This is a genomic window from Pseudarthrobacter sp. B4EP4b (assembly GCF_006680095.1).
Taxonomy (GTDB): Bacteria; Actinomycetota; Actinomycetes; order Actinomycetales; family Micrococcaceae; genus Arthrobacter.
In genome coordinates this window covers 173,085-190,637 of record NZ_VHIJ01000001.1, presented here as the reverse complement: position 1 = coordinate 190,637, position 17,553 = coordinate 173,085, and the positions used below count along the sequence as shown (strand labels likewise).

Sequence of the window (17,553 nt, the reverse complement as noted above, 5' to 3'; positions counted from 1 at the left end):
GGGTGGGGGACAGGGGTGGCTGGTAACGATCAGACATCGTTGTCAAGAAAGTCGCTCCTTCTCGTTCTCTTCCTATTGACTCTATCGTGTGATCCTGCTTACCTCGTCTATGACATCGTTGTCGAGGCCAGTTACGGCCTCAAACACCAGGAGATTCAATGTTGAGTTCCAAAGCACCCCGTTCAATGGCCACCCGCCTGTTCGCGGCAGGAGCGGTCCTGACGTTGGGAGCGGTCAGCCTTTCTGCCTGCGGCGGCAGTTCCAGTGGTCCCTCAGCCGGCGGAGGCTCCGCTGACGGGAAGGTCGGCGTTTCCCTGATCGTCAAGACCACCACCAACCCGTTCTTCGTTTCCATGCAGGATGGTGCAAAGAAGGCCGCCGAAACCGACGGCGTTGACCTGAAGCTGGCCGCCGGCAAGGCCGACGGCGACGAGGAAACGCAGATCCAGGCGATCGAAAACGCCATCTCCAAAGGCGACAAGGGCATCCTCATCACACCCAACGGCCCCTCCGTCGTTGACGCCCTGAAGAAGGCGAAGGACGCAGGCCTGTTTGTCATCGCTTTGGACACTCCGCCGGACCCGGCCGACGCCGCCGACATCACGTTCGCGACGGACAACTTTGCCGCCGGCGAGCTGATCGGCAAGTGGACCGCGAGCCAGCTCGGCGGCAAGAAGGCCACCATCGCGCTGCTGGACCTCTTCGACGACAAGATCGTCTCAGTGGACTACAACCGGGACCAGGGCTTCCTGACCGGGCTGGGCATCGACACCGCTGACAAGAAGAAGAACGGCGATGAAGCCAAGACCGGCAAGTACACCGGCGGCAAGGGCGGCGAGTACGAAATCGTGGGCAGCCAGGCCTCCGGGGGCAACGAGGACGGCGGCCGCACAGCGATGGAAACCCTTCTCGCCAAAAACCCGAACGTCAACGTTGTTTACACCATCAACGAACCTGCCGCTGCTGGAGCCTTCGAGGCGTTGAAGTCCGCCGGCAAGGAAAAGGACGTGCTCGTGGTCTCCGTTGATGGCGGCTGCACCGGCGTGAACAACGTTAAGTCCGGGGTCATCGGCGCCACTGCCCAGCAGTACCCGATCAAGATGGCCGAACTTGGCGTAAAGGCCATCGTGGATCTGGCCAAGACCGGTAACAAGCCTGCCAACTCGCCGGGCCTGGACTTCTACAACACCGGCGTCGAACTTGTCACCGATAAGCCGGCCGACGGCATCAAGAGCATCACCACCACAGCAGCTTCCGATATCTGCTGGGGAAAGTAGAACCCCGCAGCCATGCGCCCGGGGAGGCCGCGCTCCGCTCCGGCCTCCCCGGAGCACCAATTCCGCGTCAGCTACGCGCCAGCAAACCATCATCGAAGATCAGGACCCAACGTGACCCAGCAACAGACCGCCGGCCCGCCCAGCGCCGGGCATGCCGACCTGGCGGAGGAATTCCTTGACCGCCAGACCCCGCTCAGCCGGATACGCAACATCCTCCACCGCTACCCCGCCCTCAGCCCGGCCCTCGTACTTCTCATCGCGGTGGTTGTGTTCGGCCTGCTCAATGACAGGTTCCTGCGAGTTGAAAACCTCTCGCTGATCACCCAGCAGGTTTCCGTCGTCGGCACCCTGGCCATCGCCCAGACACTTATCATCCTCACGGCTGGAATTGACCTGTCCGTCGGAGCCGTGATGATCCTGTCCTCCATGGTCGTGGCCCAGCTCGCCGTCAACAACGGACTCCCCGCGCCCGTTGCCCTGCTCGCAGGCCTGATCGTGGGACTCGCCGCCGGAGCCGTGAACGGATTCCTGGTCACCAGGTTCCGGCTCCCTCCGTTCATCGTCACTTTGGGCACCTTGAACATCTTCATCGCCCTGACGCTCCTTTACTCCAACGGAGCAACAGTGCGTGGCTCGGCAATGCCAGGCCTGCTGACCTGGACCGGAACCACCTTCCCGGTGGGCGGCGTCAGGATCTCCACCGGGGTCGTCGTGATGCTCCTGCTCTACATCGCCATCGCCTTCATCCTCGGCAAGACCGCCTGGGGCCGGCACGTCTACGCCGTGGGCGATGACAAGGAAGCCGCCCGCCTGGCCGGCATTGCCGTGAATAAAGTCCTCATGAGCGTCTACCTCGCCGCCGGCGCTGTCCTGGCCATCGGCGCCTGGATCCAGATCGGCCGCACCAACGCAGCCAGCCCCAACGCAGGCGTGGACCTGAACCTTGACTCCATCACCGCCGTCGTCATCGGCGGGACCAGCCTCTTCGGCGGCCGCGGCTCCGTCTGGGGAACCCTCCTCGGCGCCCTGATCGTCGGCGTCTTCCGCAACGGACTCTCCCTCGCAGGCCTGGACGTTCTGTACCAGACCCTCGCGGTAGGCGTCCTGATCATCCTCGCTGTGTCCATCGACCAGTGGATCCGAAAGGTCAAGTCATGACCATGACAGAACCAGCAGCTTCGCACACCGCAACGCGCGAGCCAATCCTGAAGGCCAGGAACCTCGTCAAGACCTTCGGCCGCGTCGTCGGCCTGGACGGAGTCAGCCTCGACCTGTACCCGGGCGAAGTCCTGGCAATCATCGGTGACAACGGCGCGGGCAAATCAACCCTGATCAAATGCCTCACCGGAGCAGAGGTCCCGGATTCCGGCGAGCTCTTTGTCTCAGGCAAACCGGTGCATTTCAAGCGGCCCCAGGATGCCCGTGCCCACGGCATTGAGACGGTGTACCAGAACCTTGCGGTGTCGCCGGCGCTCGATGTGGCGTCAAACCTGTTCTTAGGTCGGGAAGAGCGGATCCCCGGCCCGCTGGGCAAGCTCTTCCGCGTACTGGACACCAAAGGAATGCGCCGCAAAGCCAAGGAAGAGCTGACCCGGCTCGGCATCTCCACCCTCCAGGACGTCACTGTCCCCGTGGAGAACCTGTCCGGCGGCCAGCGCCAGGCCGTGGCGGTCGCCCGTGCCGCAGCATTCGGGTCAAAGGTTGTTGTGCTGGATGAGCCGACGGCGGCACTGGGCGTGCGCGAATCCAACCAGGTCCTGCAGCTGGTCCGGGACCTCCGGGACCGCGGCCTGCCCGTCATCCTGATCAGCCACAACATGCCCCACGTGTTCGACGTGGCAGACCGCATCCACATCCAGCGCCTCGGCAAATGCGCGGCCACCATCACCCCGCAATCGCACAACATGACCGATGCAGTGGCAATCATGACCGGCGCAGCCACCGCCTGATCAACTGCTTGCCCCGACGTCAGTCCGCGGACCAGGCCATCGGTCCGCGGACTGACGTCGCTTGAACAGCCCCACCCCATCAGCTCCCCACGAGAGACAGACCATGGATTACCTCACAACAGCCCGGCAGGACATTCACCCGACACTTGACGTCACTGTCGTAGGCGAAGCGCTGATCGACGTGGTCACAACCTCAAACGGCCAGGTGGAACATCCGGGCGGCTCGCCGGCCAACGTCGCTTACGGACTCGGCCGCCTCGGCGTCACCACAGGTCTGCTGACGGCCATCGCCCCGGACTCCCGGGGGACCGCCATCGAAAAACATCTCCACAGCGCAGGAGTCACACTCCTGCCCGGTTCGAAATCCCTCACCCGGACACCGTCGGCAACAGCAACCCTCGCTTCGGACGGCTCTGCCACGTACGAGTTCGATATCTCCTGGGACCTGGCCCCCACGCCGCCCGCGTACTTCCCCAAAATCCTGCACACGGGATCCATCGCGACCTTCCTTAGCCCAGGCGCCAGCGCCGTAAAAGCCCTGCTGGAACAGGCACACCGGCACTGCATGATCACCTACGACCCCAACATCCGGCCCGCCCTCCTCGGCAGCCACGCCGAAGCGAAAGCCATCTTCGAAGAGCTCGTGGCCCTCACCGACGTCGTCAAACTCAGCGACGAGGACGCGCACTGGCTGTACCCCGGGAAAAGCCTGGACGAAACCGCTGCACACATCCTCGGACTGGGCACCCGGTTGACGGTCATTACTAAAGGCGCTGAAGGTTCGCAATTCACCACAGCCGCCGCCACCATCAGCATCCCCGCCGTGAAAACGACAGTTGCAGACACCATCGGCGCCGGAGACTCCTACATGTCCGCCCTGATCCTGGGCTTCCTCACCCGGGGAACCGAAGGGTTCGCGCCGGCTGTCCTGGAGCAGCTTGGACACACCGCAGCAGCAGCCGCGGCTATCACCGTGCAGCGCCCGGGAGCGAATCCGCCCACCCTTGAGGAACTCAACGCCGCACTCGAAGCCAATGCCCCCGCCCAATACGCGGGTGCGTGAAGCACGTCATCAACAAAGGGGCTGGTCCTGCCACTATTTTCGGGGGGTCCTTAGACCCTGAGCTGAAGCCGGTCTTTGGCTTGGGTGGAGTGAGCCTGCTTTTGCCCGGCCGCGCCGGAGACCGGCTTCACCCGCCGGAACGCGGCGAGGATGGCCCGGCCCACCACTGCGATGCCAATGATCGTGGTGATGGCACGCAGGGTGTCCCAGCCCGCCGTCGACGTCACCAGTGAGTACAGCAGGAAGCTGCTGAGGTTGGTGCCCAGCGGCGCGCCGGGCAGGTAGGAGATGCCCGTGCCGGCGCCCACCGCGAACGGCCAGAACCACAGGTTGGTCAGCAGCCCGAACAGGTACGACGCCACCACGCCGTAGCCGCACAGCATCCCCAGTTCGGCCCTACCGCGCACCCGGCGGGGGAGCAGGCCGGCACCCGCGCCCACCCACGCGCAGGCGAAGATCTGGAACGGGGTCCACGGTCCGATCCCGCCCCACAGCACACTCGAAACCGCGATGGTGGCGGCGCCGAGGAGCATGCCGAAGCGGGCACCGAACGCCCGCCCGGCCAGGATCAGCAGGATAAAGACCGCCTCCACGCCCCCGACGCCGGTACTCGCCACCCGCACCGCGGAACCTACCGCGGCCAGGACGCCGAGCAGTGCCACGGTATGTGCCGAGCTCACCGAAGCGTCGAGGGAGAGCACGATGGCCACGACGGCGAGGGGTGCGATAGCCAGCGCCGCGTAGGGGAGTGCTGCGGCGGCATCCTGCGGAAGCGCGGCGGCGAGCAGCGGCCAGCAGAAGGCACCGAGGGCAAGAAGGTTAGCTGCGGCGAGGACGGCGAGCTCGACGGGCCGCGGCATCCGGATACGGGGCTTCTTCGCGCTGTGCGAGTCGGTTGGTTCGTCGGTGAACGTTGGCGCCGGGATCCTTGGTGCTGTTGCGGGTTGTGCGGGGACGGCACCAACCGGGGCGGCTTTCGTGTCCAAAGAGGGCGCGACGCCGTCCCTCATCGGGAGGATCCGGGCACCAAGGCCTCGGGCAAAGTTGAGGTCGTGCGTGGCGATCAGGACGGCAGTGCCCTCGTCCGCCGCGGCCCGGAGTGCTGCCGAGACTGCTGCGCGCGCCGCGGGATCGAGGCCGCGGGTGGGCTCGTCGATCAGGAGGACCTCGGGATCGTCCATGGTCTGCAGCGCGATGGCAAGGATCCTGCGCTCGCCGGCGGAAAGATCACGCGGGTGCTCGTGCCCGATGGGAATCGCGTCTCCGCGGAACCGGGCCAATCGGTCAGTTGCGGAGCCGGGCGCAGGCTGGACGCTGCCCTTTCGGCGGGCCTGGCGCCGCTCGGCGGCGCGAAGCTCGCCCGCGACGGTATCCCTGGTGAAGAGGTCGTCCGAGGCGTCCGGCACCAGGGCGACCCGACCGCCGTCGTACGTAGTTGATCCCCCCGTATTTTCACCGAGCGCAAGCGCCACCAGGAGGGACGACTTTCCGGCGCCGTTCGGCCCCACGAGGGCCACCACTTCACCGCGGTGCAGGGTCAGGGATGCGTCGCGCACCAGCGGCTTGCCCTTGCGGTGCATTGCGAGGTTGGTCGCGGTCAGCACTGGAGGAACGTTCACTGGCTCTGCCGGTGGTTCACGGAGCTCAACAGGGTGTGAAGGGGAGGGCGCGGCACCCGGGACCAGGGCGCCGTCGTTGATGGTCCACCAGGAATCAGCAACGGGTATGAGCGCTTCCGCACGGTGCTCGGCGACAATGACGCAGACACCGGCATCGCGGGCGAGGGCATGAAGTACCGAGATGACACGTACCCGGGCTGAAGTATCGAGATCGGCCAGTGGCTCATCCACCAGCAGCAGCGCCGGATGGTCCACCACTGCGGCGGCGATGGCCACGAGTGTCGCCTCACCTGCTGAGAGGGTGTTGAGATTCCGGTCCAGCAGCGCTGTCACGCCAATCCGTTCGGCAACCTCCTGCACGCGGGCCTTCGTGGCAGCGGACGGCATCCCGCGCAGTTCAAGGGCGAGGGAGATTTCGTCCCGGACCCGGGTGCTGGCAAAAGCGGCGCGGGGATTCTGCAGGACCACGCCGATGTGGCGGGCGGTATCGCGCGGCGGAGCGGTGGCCCGGTCTGCTCCGGCGACGCGTACGGTGCCGGAAATGTCGCCGCCGTCGACGTGGGAGAGGAGACCGGCGATACCCCGCAAGATGGTGGATTTGCCGGAGCCGGTGGGCCCGGTAATGGCGGTAAGTGAGCCCCCGGCAGGGGTAAATCCGGCCACGCGGACGGCCGCGTCTCCGATTCGGAACTGGGCGTCCCGGACGAGAAGCGGAGCTTCGAAACCGTTGCCAGGCTGCTGTACCGCCCTGCTCCCGAAGCCCCGCAGCTCAAGGGCCGCAGCCACCCTGCTGGCATGCTCAAGCGTGCGCTCGAGCACGGGCACCAGGGCACGGGGGCCAAAACGCTCGCCCCGCAAACGAAACGCCAGGCGCACGGAGGTCACGGCGTCGGCCAGCGCGGGGAGAGCTGCCCATGCCACCACAAGCATCCGGGCTATGCCCTGCACGGGGCCGCGGCGCGCCAGGAACACGAACCCGCGGGCCACGTCCACCCAGGCGTTGAGCAGGCCGAAGCTGACGAACAATCCGGCAATGGGCAGGGCAGACAGGACCGCCGCCCACAGCCCGGGCCCGGAGACAGGACCGAGGAAGACCACATGGGCGTACGGGGCCGGCAGCCGCATGGCCGGCAGGTCCAGCAGGATGGGCGAGCCAATGCCCGCACCGTTGAAGAGGACGCGGTAGATGACCCGCGCCGCGATGAACACGACGGCCAGAGCAATGCCGGCGCGCAGCGGCGCGGGTCGAAAGGTCATGCCTTGGGCGCGGCCGGTTCGCCGTCGACGGTGTAGAGCAGTTCCAGGCTCTCTCCGGGGTTCACCTTCAGGGTGGCGAGGCCTTCCTGGGCGTAGGCCCACTCACCGGAGGCCGGCTTGGTCCAGAGGGACCAGTACGCGAAGGCGGCGGGCATGCCCTTGCATTCTTCCCGGTACGTGCCGCCCTTGTGGGTGATGTCGAAGTCCGCGGCGGGGACACCGTTCACGCGGCACACCAGTTCGTTGGGGTACTGCTCAGTGCCCACTGTTTTGATGTCGGCCTCTTCGAGCACCTTGGACGCGGGGGTGGCGGCCTCCACGGGCACGCACACGGACTTGTCAGCGGCAGCCTGCTTCAGGGAGCCGGAATCGACGATAACCTTCACGCCACTGCAGGGCCCGTCGGAGGCGCTGGGGGAGGAAGCTGCCGAGGAAGCCGGTTCGGAGGCGGCAGGCTGGTCGGCCGGCGCTGAGCAGGCGGCGAGGGAAAACAGGAGACCGGCGGCGGCGAGCGAGCTCGCGGCGGCGGTGCGCATCTTAGTCAAAGTCACCTGTCAAGGGTAGGACGTTGTTTGGCTGAATCCGGATGCCGTCGCGTTGTATGACGTTAGGTCACTGTTTGCCGTCGTCATTCGGCTATTTCTAGGGAGAAACGCCCTAGGCTCCAGCCGCATATACGCGAATCCAGTCCACCCGCATCTCGCCAGCGCCGTCAGGAGTGCCGTCCGGGAACCAGTCCAATTGCAGTGTCTGGTGCATCGACGCTGGAGGCTGATGGGTTGGGTCGTAGTCCTCAAACCACTTGACTCCATCGATGTAGCCGACCGTCCCGCTCGGAGACCAGTCAACCGCGTAGTTGTGGAACTGGCTGACGTCCAGAATCTTTGTCCCCGATGTTTGCGAATTTGAACATCCGTAGTGGTGGAAGAATTTGATTAAGCTCCAGTCACCAGTCGTCTCCGCGTAGTCAACTTCGCCCTCGCAGGGCCAATTCTCGCTATCCGGCCACAAAATGGACACTAGGTGGTATTCATTGTCACCGGAGCCCGCCGCGCGGATTTCCCACCGGCCGTACCTCTGGTTTGAGAATTTGGCGCCGATACCGGCAGTAGTGCCATCCGGAGTTCCATTGATAACCATCTTGGAACCGTCCACCGTAACCTGCTGTGGACTGCGGATACCGTTGCCCGCATGCCCTGGGCTGTTGTAAACAGTCCACTTGGTGGCATCGGGTGCACCTGTGTAATTGAACTCGTCGCCAGTTACAGGTGTGCCCCAGCCATGGGCTAGCGCAGCCTCCGTGGAGGTCACTGTGTCAGCTGCGGTGGTAATTACCAGCCGTGGACGCAGGGCGGCATTCGAGGATTCCTTGGACTTGAAGCCGATCCACTTCTGCGCGTTGCTTTCCAGCTTGAAGTTCGCCTCGCCACCCGTTGCGCCAACGCCCTTCGTAACGTCCCACTCAACCCAGGAGTTGGCAGCGAACCTGCCGGCCTTCCCCAGCCAAGTCGCGCGCGCCGGTGCGGTATTCCAGGTGACTCCCCGCTCGGTCCAACCGCCGGAGGTAGTAAAAACATCCACGAACTGAGTGGACGTTGTTGAGGTCTCCGAATAGGCCCGCAGTTTAGCCGAAACAACATGTTGGCCGGCGGAAACTTGGACATCGAACCGTAGGAGTGCGTTCCGCCAAATATTGGTGCGGCCTTCGGTTGATAAACGGATGCTGGTCCCGAAGTTGGTGGTCGCCTTGTCCGCCTGTACGTAGGTGTCCATTGTCGGAGAGATGGTCGCTGCTGCGGCGTTTGCCGATGGTGGGGTAAATAGTGCGAACACAGCCAGAACGGATGATGCGACCGCCACGTATTTACGCCAGGACTTGCCCTTGGCCCTTATCAGGCCTGGAAATTTTGTTGGACGCGCACTTCGGTTTGTCCCGTGGATTGGCAATTCCTGAGTCATTAAGCCGGCGGATGTAGCCTTCATGTTAATCGGCTGTTTCTGTTGGGGAATTTAAGTTTTTGCTGCGTAAAGCAAGCGTCGACCCCAGAAATAACGACGGCTAAATGCCAGCTATGCCAAAGCGTAGACCCGAAACGAAAGTAGGCGCAACGAAGTAATGTACCTCTTTCCGGGCACGCTCGATACCCTAATACCTAAGTATTGAACGGTGCGGTAACCCCTATACCTAAGAAGTGAAACGGCGACACCACCCGGAGGTTCGCTCCGGTGGATCCGAGCCTGCATCGCCTCTCTCTTGCGAGGAGCTGATGGACGTCGGCCCGTGTGGGATCGTCCCGGTCAATGGAAATCATCCGCTCAAATCCACCGGTTAACGCTGCGGAATTCTCAACCCCAACCAGGAATTCAGAGGGTCTGGACCCCGACAGCGGCCGGATTTATGGTGAAAAGGTGGCGGCTGCCTGACTGGCAGGATGGCCAGTGCTGCCGGTCCGCTGTTGCGGCCGTCCGTCACGAGGAGGAAGCAGATGGAACACGTTGAAGAGACAGTCGACGTGGCAGTACCGGTGCGGACCGCGTACAACCAGTGGACCCAGTTCGAGTCCTTTCCGCAGTTTATGTCCGGTGTGGAATCCGTAACCCAGCTGACTGACACAACCAACCACTGGGTCACCAAGGTGGGCGGCGTTCAGCGCGAATTCGATACCGAGATAGTTGACCAGGAGCCGGACGACCGGATCGCCTGGCGCAGCACCGACGGCAAGTCCCATGCCGGCATCATCAGGTTTACGCCGCTGGATTCGAACCACACGAAGGTTAAAGTCCATTTCGAATGGGCGCCGGAGACCCTGACTGAAAAGGCAGGTGCGGCACTGAAGATCGACGAGATGCAGGTGAAGGCCGACATGCGGAAGTTCAAGGCCTTCATCGAATCGCGCGGCACCGAAACCGGCGGCTGGCGCGGCGAAGTCCAGGACAGCGGCCCCACCGGGCAGTTCTAGCAGTGCCCGTGCGGCCGGCTTGGAAGGCGACCACTGACAAACAGAAAGCGGACGACGGCGGGAGGTTCCCGCCGTCGTCCGCTCCCCTTTGCAACGCGGGGTCACTCCCGGCCCAAAATGCAGCGATTATTGGGCCGGAAATGACCCCGCGTCGGTTTCCTCAGGGTGAGGGGGTGTCAGGGGTCATCGCCCGACGAGGCCCAGATGCAGATCGTTGTAGCGGTTCCCCTGCACGCCGATCCGGGCGGCGACTGCGTTGAGGTCGGCCACTTCATCGGCGGACAGCGCGACGGCCGTAGCCGCGGCGTTCTCCTCAAGGCGCTCCCGACGGCGGGTCCCGGGGATCGGCACAATCCACGGCTGCTGGGCCAGGAGCCAGGCCAGCGCAATCTGCCCGGGCGTGGCGTTTTTGGCTGCCGCGAGTCCGGCCACGTGATCCACCAAGGCCTGGTTGGCGGCGCGGTTCTCGGGAGAAAAACGCGGGATGGTGCCGCGGACGTCACCCTCCGAGAACTGTGTGGCCGTATCCACGGTTCCGGTGAGGAAGCCCTTGCCGAGCGGGCTGAAAGGCACAAAACCGATGCCCAGTTCTGCCAGGGCAGGCAGTACTTCCGGCTCTGGGTCCCGCGTCCACAGCGAGTACTCGCTCTGCACCGCTGTCACCGGAAAGACGGCGTGGGCGGCACGGATGGTCGCAGCGGAGGCCTCCGACAGCCCGAAATGGCGCACCTTTCCGGCCTGGACGAGCTCGCCCACCGCGCCTGCCACCTCTTCGATAGGGACATTGGGATCCACGCGGTGCTGGTAAAAGAGGTCGAGCGTGTCCACCCGCAGCCGGCGCAGCGACTCGTCGGCCACGCGTTTGATCCGCTCGGGTGAACTGTCCAGCCCCACGGACTTCCCGTTCTCGATCCGCCAGCCGAACTTGGTGGCGATGACCACCTCGTTCCGGACCGGTGCGAGTGCCTCCCCGACCAGTTCCTCGTTGACGAAGGGGCCGTACACCTCGGCGGTATCGAAGAAGTTGATGCCGATCTCCACAGCATCGCGGAGCACACCGATCATCGCCTGGCGGTCCCCGGGGTTGGGGCCGTAGCTCTGCGACATTCCCATGCAGCCAAGGCCGATCGCCGAAACCTGCAGGCCCTGCCCAAGTGTCCGCGTATGCATCATGTCTCCCTTGCTGATAATCGTTCGCCCGACGCCGATGTGCCGGGCTTTTCCTCCAGTCAACGCCTTCCCGGACGCGTAAGGGAGTCCCTGCTGAAACGGGTTCTGGCAGGACCTCCCTTAAGCGGGCGGTAACATCATCAGCAAGCCACCAGAGCGGCATCCGCTGCCTGCCGGGTTGGCGATATTGGGTCGGAAAGGGGAGCAGTGCGCGCAACGGTCAAGGACGTCGCGCGCCGCGCCGGTGTTTCACCCAAGACGGTCTCGAACGTCATGAACGGCATCGTTCCGGTGAGTGAAGCCACCCGGCTGAAAGTGGAGCAGGCCATCCTCGATCTGGATTACGTGCCCAACCTCTCCGCCCGGGGGTTGCGTAATGGACGATCCGGTGTCATTGCGCTGGCCCTGCCTGACCTTGCCACGCCCTACTCGGCAGAGATCGCCCACAATGTCGTCGAGGTAGCGCATGAACAGGGCTGGGTGGTGCAGATCGAGGAAACCGGTTCCGATCCCCAGCGCGAACACGAACTTATGGTGCGCGCCCGCACCAACCTCATCGACGGGCTGATCCTCAATCCTGTGGTGCTCGATGAGAGCGCGGTCCAGGTAGGTGTTGCCCTTCCGCCCGTAGTCCTGCTCGGCGAGGTCACACAGAAGCTCGCCGACCGCGTGTTCGTGGACAGCTTCGCGGCGGCACGGGACATGACGTTGGCCCTGGCGAAGCCGGGGCGCCGCAGGATCGCCATCCTGGGAACCACCCAGGGCAGGGGATCGGCCGCGGCGATCCAGAGAACCCAGGGTTACGAAGAAGCGTTGCGGATCCTCGGTGTTGACCGGGACGAATCGCTGCTGATTCCCTGCGAAAAATGGACGCCGGAAACTGCTGCCGAAGCATTGACTGCCTACCTGGCCTCGCATCCGCTGCCGGAGGCTTTGTTCTGTTTCACCGATTCCATGGCCATCGGCGCACTGAGCGTGCTCTGGAAGAAGGGCCTGCGGATTCCGGAGGACATTGCCGTAGCGGGCTTTGATGACATTGCTGACGGCCGTTATGCCGTTCCGTCCCTAACAACCGTTTCCTTTGACAAGCGCGCTGTCGCCACGGAAGCCCTGCGCCTCCTGACGGAGCGGATGGCGGACAGGGGTCATGAACAGCGCCTGGCTCCCATTGACTACACGATTGTGGAACGGGACAGCAGCGGCGGCTGACACGAGAGCCTGCGATCAAATTGTTTGCGCTAACAATTTTTCCTTGCAGCGGTCATTACATCGATGTAATGTGAGACCCGCGTCACTCCCCACCAGCATCGGCCAGGGGCGCAGCGCACCGGAACCGGAGTTTTGAGCAATAAGAAGTGACCTTTCAGCGGACCCATCCAAAGGAGTGATTGGTGAAGCAGTTTGAAGTATTTCCCGGGAAGCAGTTGTCCCGGAGACAGATACTGACGGGAACCGCGGCCTTTGGCAGCCTCCTGGCAGCAGGCGCACTGACAGGGTGCGGCGGAAACGCCCAGGCCGCCGGTGTCCGGGACATCGGCTTCTGGCATCTGCTGTCCGGTGGCGACGGCATCAAGATGCAGGCCATGATCAACGGCGCCAACCAGGCCAACCCGGCGTTCAAGGTGCACCCCACGGTTCTGGCCTGGGGGCCCCCGTATTACACCAAACTGGCCATGGCCTCAGCAGGTGGACGTCCGCCCGAGGTAGCAATCATGCATGCCAGCCGCGTCCCCGGTTATGCGCCGGGCGGGCTGATCGACCCCTGGGACCTCTCCTTGCTGGCAGAGCACGGAGTCACCGGTGCAGATTTCGCCCCGCGCATCTGGGAGAAGAGCCAGCAGGACGGCAAAGTGTTCTCCATCGCCCTGGATTCGCACCCGTTCGTGATGTTCTACAACACGGACGTGGCCAGAAAAGCCGGGGTCCTGGCCGGCAACGGACAACTGGAGGACGTGGCTTCACCGCAGGAGTTCATGGACCTGGCCAGGGAAATGCAGAAGGTCACCAAAGCCCATGGACTGTCCTTTGGCTACCTGGGCAGCGGATCCCAGATGTGGCGGCTCTTCTACACGCTCTACAAACAGCACGGCGCGGACATCAGCCTCACACCGGGCCAGCCGATGAAGGTTGACCGGGACGCAGCCATTGAGTCCCTCGAATTCATGGCATCGCTTTTTGATGACACCATCGCGGCCAAGAGCGGCGACATCAGCACCGGCATCGCGGAATTCGCCCGCGGCGACTCGGGGATGCTCTTCAGCGGCGTCTGGGAACTGCCCACCCTCAAGAAGGCAGGCCTGCCGGTGGACGCCGCAACCATTCCCACGCTCTACGGCACCCCGGCCGCCTACGCAGACTCGCATTCCTTCGTCCTTCCGCGGCAACTGAACGTGGACGAAGCAAAGCGCCGCGATGTCTACAAGTTCGTCAGCGATGTCCTCAAGGGATCACTCTCCTGGGCAGAAGCAGGCCACATCCCGGCGTACCAGCCCGTGGTCCGGTCGCAGGCCTACAAGGACCTCACACCGCAGGTGCACTACGCCAATGCAGCCGACGTGATTGCCTACGACCCCGAATCCTGGTTCAGCGGCTCAGGTTCTGACTGGCAGACCTACTTTGCGGAGAACGTGCAGAACGTCCTCCTCGGCCGCGACAAGGCAGCTGCGGGTTGGGACGCCTTCGAAGAGCGGACCAACCACCTTCTTTCCATGCCCAACCCGGTCTAACCCCACCGAGCGACAAAGGAGTCCTTCATGAGTTCTTCACTAGCAGCCCGGCGGAAACCCGGGAGCCTCACCAGAAGCAACCGCAGCGGTTGGGGATTCGCCGCCCCCTTCCTGGTTTTCTTCCTTGTGTTCCTTGTCTGGCCCCTTCTTTACGGCCTCTACATGAGCCTCACCGGCAAGTCCCTGACCGGAGCCAACGACAGCCTGATCGGCTTCGCCAACTACGCCGAAGCCCTGGCTGACGCCGGCATGTGGCGCTCACTCGGCAACACCCTCTACTTCACCGTCATCAGCACCGTCCCGCTGGTACTGGTAGCCCTGGTGATGGCGGCACTGCTCAACGTCGGGCTTCCCGCGCAGTGGCTGTGGCGGCTCTCCTACTTTGCCCCCTACCTGCTCGCGTCCACCGTGGTCTCCCTCTTCTTCACCTGGATGTACAACCCGCAGCTTGGCCTCATCAACGATGCCCTGTCCAAGATCGGCATCCCCAAAGTCGCCTGGCTCAACGACCCCAATGTGGCCATGTGGGCGATCGTGATCGCCACGCTGTGGTGGACAGTGGGGTTCAACTTCCTGCTGTACCTGGCTGCGATGCAGAACATCCCGCACCAGCACTATGAGGCGGCATCCCTCGATGGCGCCGGAGCCTGGCGGCAGTTCTTCTCCATCACCCTGCCGCAATTGACCCCCACCACCGTGATGATCGTGCTCCTCCAGATCCTGGCCTCGCTGAAGATCTTCGACCAGGTGTACCAGATGACCGCCGGCGGCCCCGGAGGATCAACCCGGCCCGTGGTGCAGTACATCTTCGAAACCGGGTTTACCGGCTACCGGCTGGGCTACTCCGCAGCCATCTCCTACATCTTCTTCGGACTGATCGTGCTCGTCTCGGTCATGCAGTTCGCCATCACCCGCCGCAGGAGTGCATAACCATGGCCATTCAGACCCTCGACCGCCCGAAGTCACGCACCAGCACCAGCGCCAGCCAGGAAATCCGCCAACCGCGCAAGAAGATGACCGCGGGCAAGATCGCAGCCGTGGTGGCAGCCGCGCTGATCGCAGTGCTCTGGCTGGTTCCCTTCGCCTGGGCCACCGCCACCGCTTTCAAGACCGAGACGGATGCCGCAGCGCCGAAGATCAGCTGGGTGCCGCCGTCGGGCTTCACTCCTGAAGCGTTCGTGAAGGTTTTCCAGGACGGCAACATCCCGCTCTGGACATGGAATTCGTTGTACACCTCCGCGGCCATCACGGCCATCACCCTGGTGATCTCGGCGCTGGTGGCCTATGCGCTGTCCCGGATCGACTTCAAGGGCAAGAAGGTGCTGATGACGGTGATCATCGCCTCCATCATCGTCCCGCCGCCGGTCCTGATCATCCCGCTCTTCTACCAGATGCTCGCCCTGCACATGATCGACACCTCATGGGCCATCATCCTGCCGCAGGTCATCCACCCGGCCATGGTGTTCGTGCTCAAGAAGTTCTTCGACCAGATTCCGCGCGAACTTGAAGAAGCCGCGGTGATGGACGGCGCCAGCCGCATGCGGATCTTCACCCAAATCATCCTTCCGTTGTCCCGGCCCATCCTGGCCGCCGTCGCCATCTTTGTGTTCATCGGCGCCTGGAATAACTTCCTGTGGCCCTTCATCGCCACCAACGACGGCTCGCTCCTCACCCTTCCGGTGGGCCTGCAGACCATCAAGAGCGCCTACGGCATCCAGTACGCGCAGAACATGGCGTCCGCCCTGCTCGCGGCGCTGCCGCTGATCCTGGTGTTCCTGTTCTTCCAGCGCCAGATCATCAAGGGCGTTGCGACGACGGGCCTCGCCGGGACCTGATCCGGCACCTTCCGCCTAGCAAACCCAACGCTTTCAAACAGACCTCCCATGACCAAGGAGTAACTCCAACATGTCCCGCGCACGGATCACCCTCGACCGCGACTTCACCATCGGCGAAGTTCCCCGCCGCCTCTTTGGCTCCTTCGTGGAGCACATGGGCCGCTGCGTCTACACCGGCATCTACGAGCCGGGCCACCCTGAAGCGGATGAGAACGGCTTCCGCCTCGACGTCCTCAAGCTCGTCAAAGAACTCGGCGCCACGGTTGTCCGCTATCCCGGCGGCAACTTCGTCTCCGGCTACAACTGGGAAGACGGCATCGGCCCGCGCGGGGACCGGCCCCGCCGGCTGGACGGTGCCTGGCACACCGTGGAGACCAACGCGTTCGGCCTGCACGAATTCGTGGACTGGTCCCGGCTGGCGGGCACGGAAATCATGGAAGCCATCAACTTGGGCACCAGGGGAGTGGACGCGGCCCGCGAGATCGTCGAATACTCCAACCACCCCGGCGGCAGCTACTGGTCCGACCTCCGCGCCAAAAACGGCCACAAGGATCCGTTCAACATCAAGCTCTGGTGCCTGGGCAACGAAATGGACGGGCCCTGGCAGATCGGCCACAAGACAGCTGAGGAATACGGCCGCCTGGCGCAGGAAGCCGCCAAAGCCATGCGCTTCGTGGACCCGGACATCGAACTGGTGGCCTGCGGAAGCTCCAACTCCGGCATGCCCACGTTCGGCGCGTGGGAGCAGACTGTCCTCACCCATGCGTATGACGAGGTGGACTACGTCTCGCTCCACGCCTACTACCAGGAGCACGACGGCGACGCCGGCAGCTTCCTCGCCAGTGCAGTGGACATGGACTACTTCATCGAATCAGTCATCGCCACTGCCGACGCCGTCCGGGCGAAGGGGAAGCACAAGAAGCACATCAACCTTTCCTTCGACGAGTGGAACGTCTGGTACCAGCGCGGCCTGGATACCCAGGACCAGCCCCACAATGTGGCAAAAGCGGGCTGGCGCGAGCACCCCCGGGTCATCGAGGACAAATACAACGTGACCGATGCCGTGGTGGTGGGAACCCTGCTGAACTCGCTGCTCCGGCACGGCGACCGCGTCAAGATCGCCAACCAGGCGCAGCTGGTCAACGTCATCGCTCCGATCTTCAGCGAGGAAAACGGGCCGGCGTGGCGGCAGACCATCTTCCACCCGTTCGCCCGGATGGCAGAGCTGGCCAAGGGCCAGATCCTGCGTTTGGCCGTTGACTCGGACAAGTACGAAAATGCCCGTTTCGGCGGCACCGATCTTGTGGATGTCAGTGCCACCTGGGATGAGGAGACAGGCCGCCTGGCGTTGTTCTTCGCTAACCGCGGCCTTGAGGAAGCGGCGGACGTTGAAGTGGCACTTCGCGGTTTTGATGCGCGCCAGGTTGTCCGCGCGGAGGTCCTGGAAATCCCTGAAGACGGCGACCGTTTCACCATCAACACTCAAAGCAGGCCGGACCAGGTGGGGCTCAAGCCGCTGGAAGGAGCCAAGGCGAGCGGCTCCGAACTCCGGGCAACTCTCCCGGCGCTGTCGTGGGCAGTGATCGAGCTGGACGTGGCAAAGGACTGACCGCGAACGTACAGAGGTAGCTGCCAGGAAGCGGACGACGGCGGGAGGTTCCCGCCGTCGTCCGCCCGCCATTGCAACGCGGCGTCAC

General features: G+C 63.8%; 14 protein-coding genes. 10 read left to right on the top strand and 4 right to left on the bottom strand.

The window, feature by feature from the left end; genetic code table 11:
* The first annotated feature begins 158 nt into the window (after window positions 1–158).
* From FNL14_RS00935 to FNL14_RS00920, 4 genes are all read left to right on the top strand, one after another.
* Window positions 159–1,277, top strand: coding sequence for a substrate-binding domain-containing protein (locus FNL14_RS00935; RefSeq protein WP_142056842.1), 1,119 nt, complete (start codon window positions 159–161; stop codon window positions 1,275–1,277).
* 111 nt (window positions 1,278–1,388) lie between these two features.
* On the top strand, window positions 1,389–2,435 hold the full coding sequence (locus tag FNL14_RS00930; RefSeq protein ID WP_091423744.1) for an ABC transporter permease: 1,047 nt from the start codon (window positions 1,389–1,391) through the stop codon (window positions 2,433–2,435).
* The gene (locus FNL14_RS00925) at window positions 2,432–3,226 is read left to right on the top strand and encodes an ATP-binding cassette domain-containing protein (RefSeq protein WP_142056840.1); all 795 of its coding nucleotides are present in this window, start codon (window positions 2,432–2,434) and stop codon (window positions 3,224–3,226) included. Before FNL14_RS00930 ends, FNL14_RS00925 begins: the two co-directional genes overlap by 4 nt.
* 103 nt (window positions 3,227–3,329) lie before the next feature.
* Complete coding sequence (locus tag FNL14_RS00920) at window positions 3,330–4,289, top strand: carbohydrate kinase (protein WP_142056838.1); 960 nt, start codon at window positions 3,330–3,332, stop codon at window positions 4,287–4,289.
* 50 nt (window positions 4,290–4,339) lie between these two features.
* On the opposite strand, the gene FNL14_RS00915 is transcribed toward FNL14_RS00920, so the two are convergent.
* The 3 genes from FNL14_RS00915 to FNL14_RS00905 all read right to left on the bottom strand — a co-directional run bounded on the left by FNL14_RS00915 (window position 4,340) and on the right by FNL14_RS00905 (window position 9,148).
* Window positions 4,340–7,165, bottom strand: coding sequence for an ATP-binding cassette domain-containing protein (locus tag FNL14_RS00915; RefSeq protein ID WP_142056836.1), 2,826 nt, complete (start codon window positions 7,163–7,165; stop codon window positions 4,340–4,342).
* The gene (locus tag FNL14_RS00910) at window positions 7,162–7,716 is read right to left on the bottom strand and encodes a hypothetical protein (RefSeq protein ID WP_255470653.1); all 555 of its coding nucleotides are present in this window, start codon (window positions 7,714–7,716) and stop codon (window positions 7,162–7,164) included. Before FNL14_RS00910 ends, FNL14_RS00915 begins: the two co-directional genes overlap by 4 nt.
* Window positions 7,717–7,822: 106 nt before the next feature.
* Window positions 7,823–9,148: a DNRLRE domain-containing protein gene (locus FNL14_RS00905; RefSeq protein ID WP_255470652.1), complete on the bottom strand. Its 1,326-nt coding sequence runs from the start codon at window positions 9,146–9,148 to the stop codon at window positions 7,823–7,825.
* A 503-nt stretch (window positions 9,149–9,651) separates the two neighbouring features.
* Between FNL14_RS00905 and FNL14_RS00900 the strand changes: the two genes are divergently transcribed.
* Window positions 9,652–10,125 (top strand): SRPBCC family protein, encoded by a 474-nt coding sequence (locus tag FNL14_RS00900; RefSeq protein WP_142056834.1) that lies wholly within the window; start codon window positions 9,652–9,654, stop codon window positions 10,123–10,125.
* 183 nt (window positions 10,126–10,308) lie between these two features.
* Here the strand turns inward: FNL14_RS00900 and FNL14_RS00895 are convergent, their stop codons facing one another.
* A complete protein-coding gene (locus FNL14_RS00895) occupies window positions 10,309–11,295 on the bottom strand; it encodes an aldo/keto reductase (RefSeq protein WP_142056865.1) in 987 nt (328 codons plus the stop codon).
* Window positions 11,296–11,502: 207 nt separating this feature from the next.
* Here FNL14_RS00895 and FNL14_RS00890 point away from each other — a divergent pair, with 207 nt between their 5' ends.
* The 5 genes from FNL14_RS00890 to FNL14_RS00870 all read left to right on the top strand — a co-directional run bounded on the left by FNL14_RS00890 (window position 11,503) and on the right by FNL14_RS00870 (window position 17,465).
* On the top strand, window positions 11,503–12,504 hold the full coding sequence (locus tag FNL14_RS00890; protein WP_142056832.1) for a LacI family DNA-binding transcriptional regulator: 1,002 nt from the start codon (window positions 11,503–11,505) through the stop codon (window positions 12,502–12,504).
* 182 nt (window positions 12,505–12,686) lie between these two features.
* Window positions 12,687–14,021: an extracellular solute-binding protein gene (locus FNL14_RS00885; RefSeq protein WP_142056830.1), complete on the top strand. Its 1,335-nt coding sequence runs from the start codon at window positions 12,687–12,689 to the stop codon at window positions 14,019–14,021.
* 27 nt (window positions 14,022–14,048) lie between these two features.
* Window positions 14,049–14,951: a carbohydrate ABC transporter permease gene (locus FNL14_RS00880; protein ID WP_091423721.1), complete on the top strand. Its 903-nt coding sequence runs from the start codon at window positions 14,049–14,051 to the stop codon at window positions 14,949–14,951.
* Window positions 14,952–14,953: 2 nt separating this feature from the next.
* Window positions 14,954–15,856, top strand: coding sequence for a carbohydrate ABC transporter permease (locus FNL14_RS00875; protein WP_142056828.1), 903 nt, complete (start codon window positions 14,954–14,956; stop codon window positions 15,854–15,856).
* Window positions 15,857–15,926: 70 nt separating this feature from the next.
* Window positions 15,927–17,465, top strand: coding sequence for an alpha-N-arabinofuranosidase (locus FNL14_RS00870; protein WP_142056826.1), 1,539 nt, complete (start codon window positions 15,927–15,929; stop codon window positions 17,463–17,465).
* The last annotated feature ends 88 nt before the right edge of the window (window positions 17,466–17,553 follow it).

Coding starts and splice junctions, on each gene's coding strand:
- FNL14_RS00935 (WP_142056842.1), top strand. CDS start 159: ATGTTGAGTTCCAAAGCACCCCGTTCAATGGCCACCCGCCTGTTCGCG.
- FNL14_RS00925 (WP_142056840.1), top strand. CDS start 2,432: ATGACCATGACAGAACCAGCAGCTTCGCACACCGCAACGCGCGAGCCA.
- FNL14_RS00920 (WP_142056838.1), top strand. CDS start 3,330: ATGGATTACCTCACAACAGCCCGGCAGGACATTCACCCGACACTTGAC.
- FNL14_RS00915 (WP_142056836.1), bottom strand. CDS start 7,165: ATGACCTTTCGACCCGCGCCGCTGCGCGCCGGCATTGCTCTGGCCGTC.
- FNL14_RS00905 (WP_255470652.1), bottom strand. CDS start 9,148: ATGAAGGCTACATCCGCCGGCTTAATGACTCAGGAATTGCCAATCCAC.
- FNL14_RS00900 (WP_142056834.1), top strand. CDS start 9,652: ATGGAACACGTTGAAGAGACAGTCGACGTGGCAGTACCGGTGCGGACC.
- FNL14_RS00895 (WP_142056865.1), bottom strand. CDS start 11,295: ATGCATACGCGGACACTTGGGCAGGGCCTGCAGGTTTCGGCGATCGGC.
- FNL14_RS00880 (WP_091423721.1), top strand. CDS start 14,049: ATGAGTTCTTCACTAGCAGCCCGGCGGAAACCCGGGAGCCTCACCAGA.
- FNL14_RS00875 (WP_142056828.1), top strand. CDS start 14,954: ATGGCCATTCAGACCCTCGACCGCCCGAAGTCACGCACCAGCACCAGC.
- FNL14_RS00870 (WP_142056826.1), top strand. CDS start 15,927: ATGTCCCGCGCACGGATCACCCTCGACCGCGACTTCACCATCGGCGAA.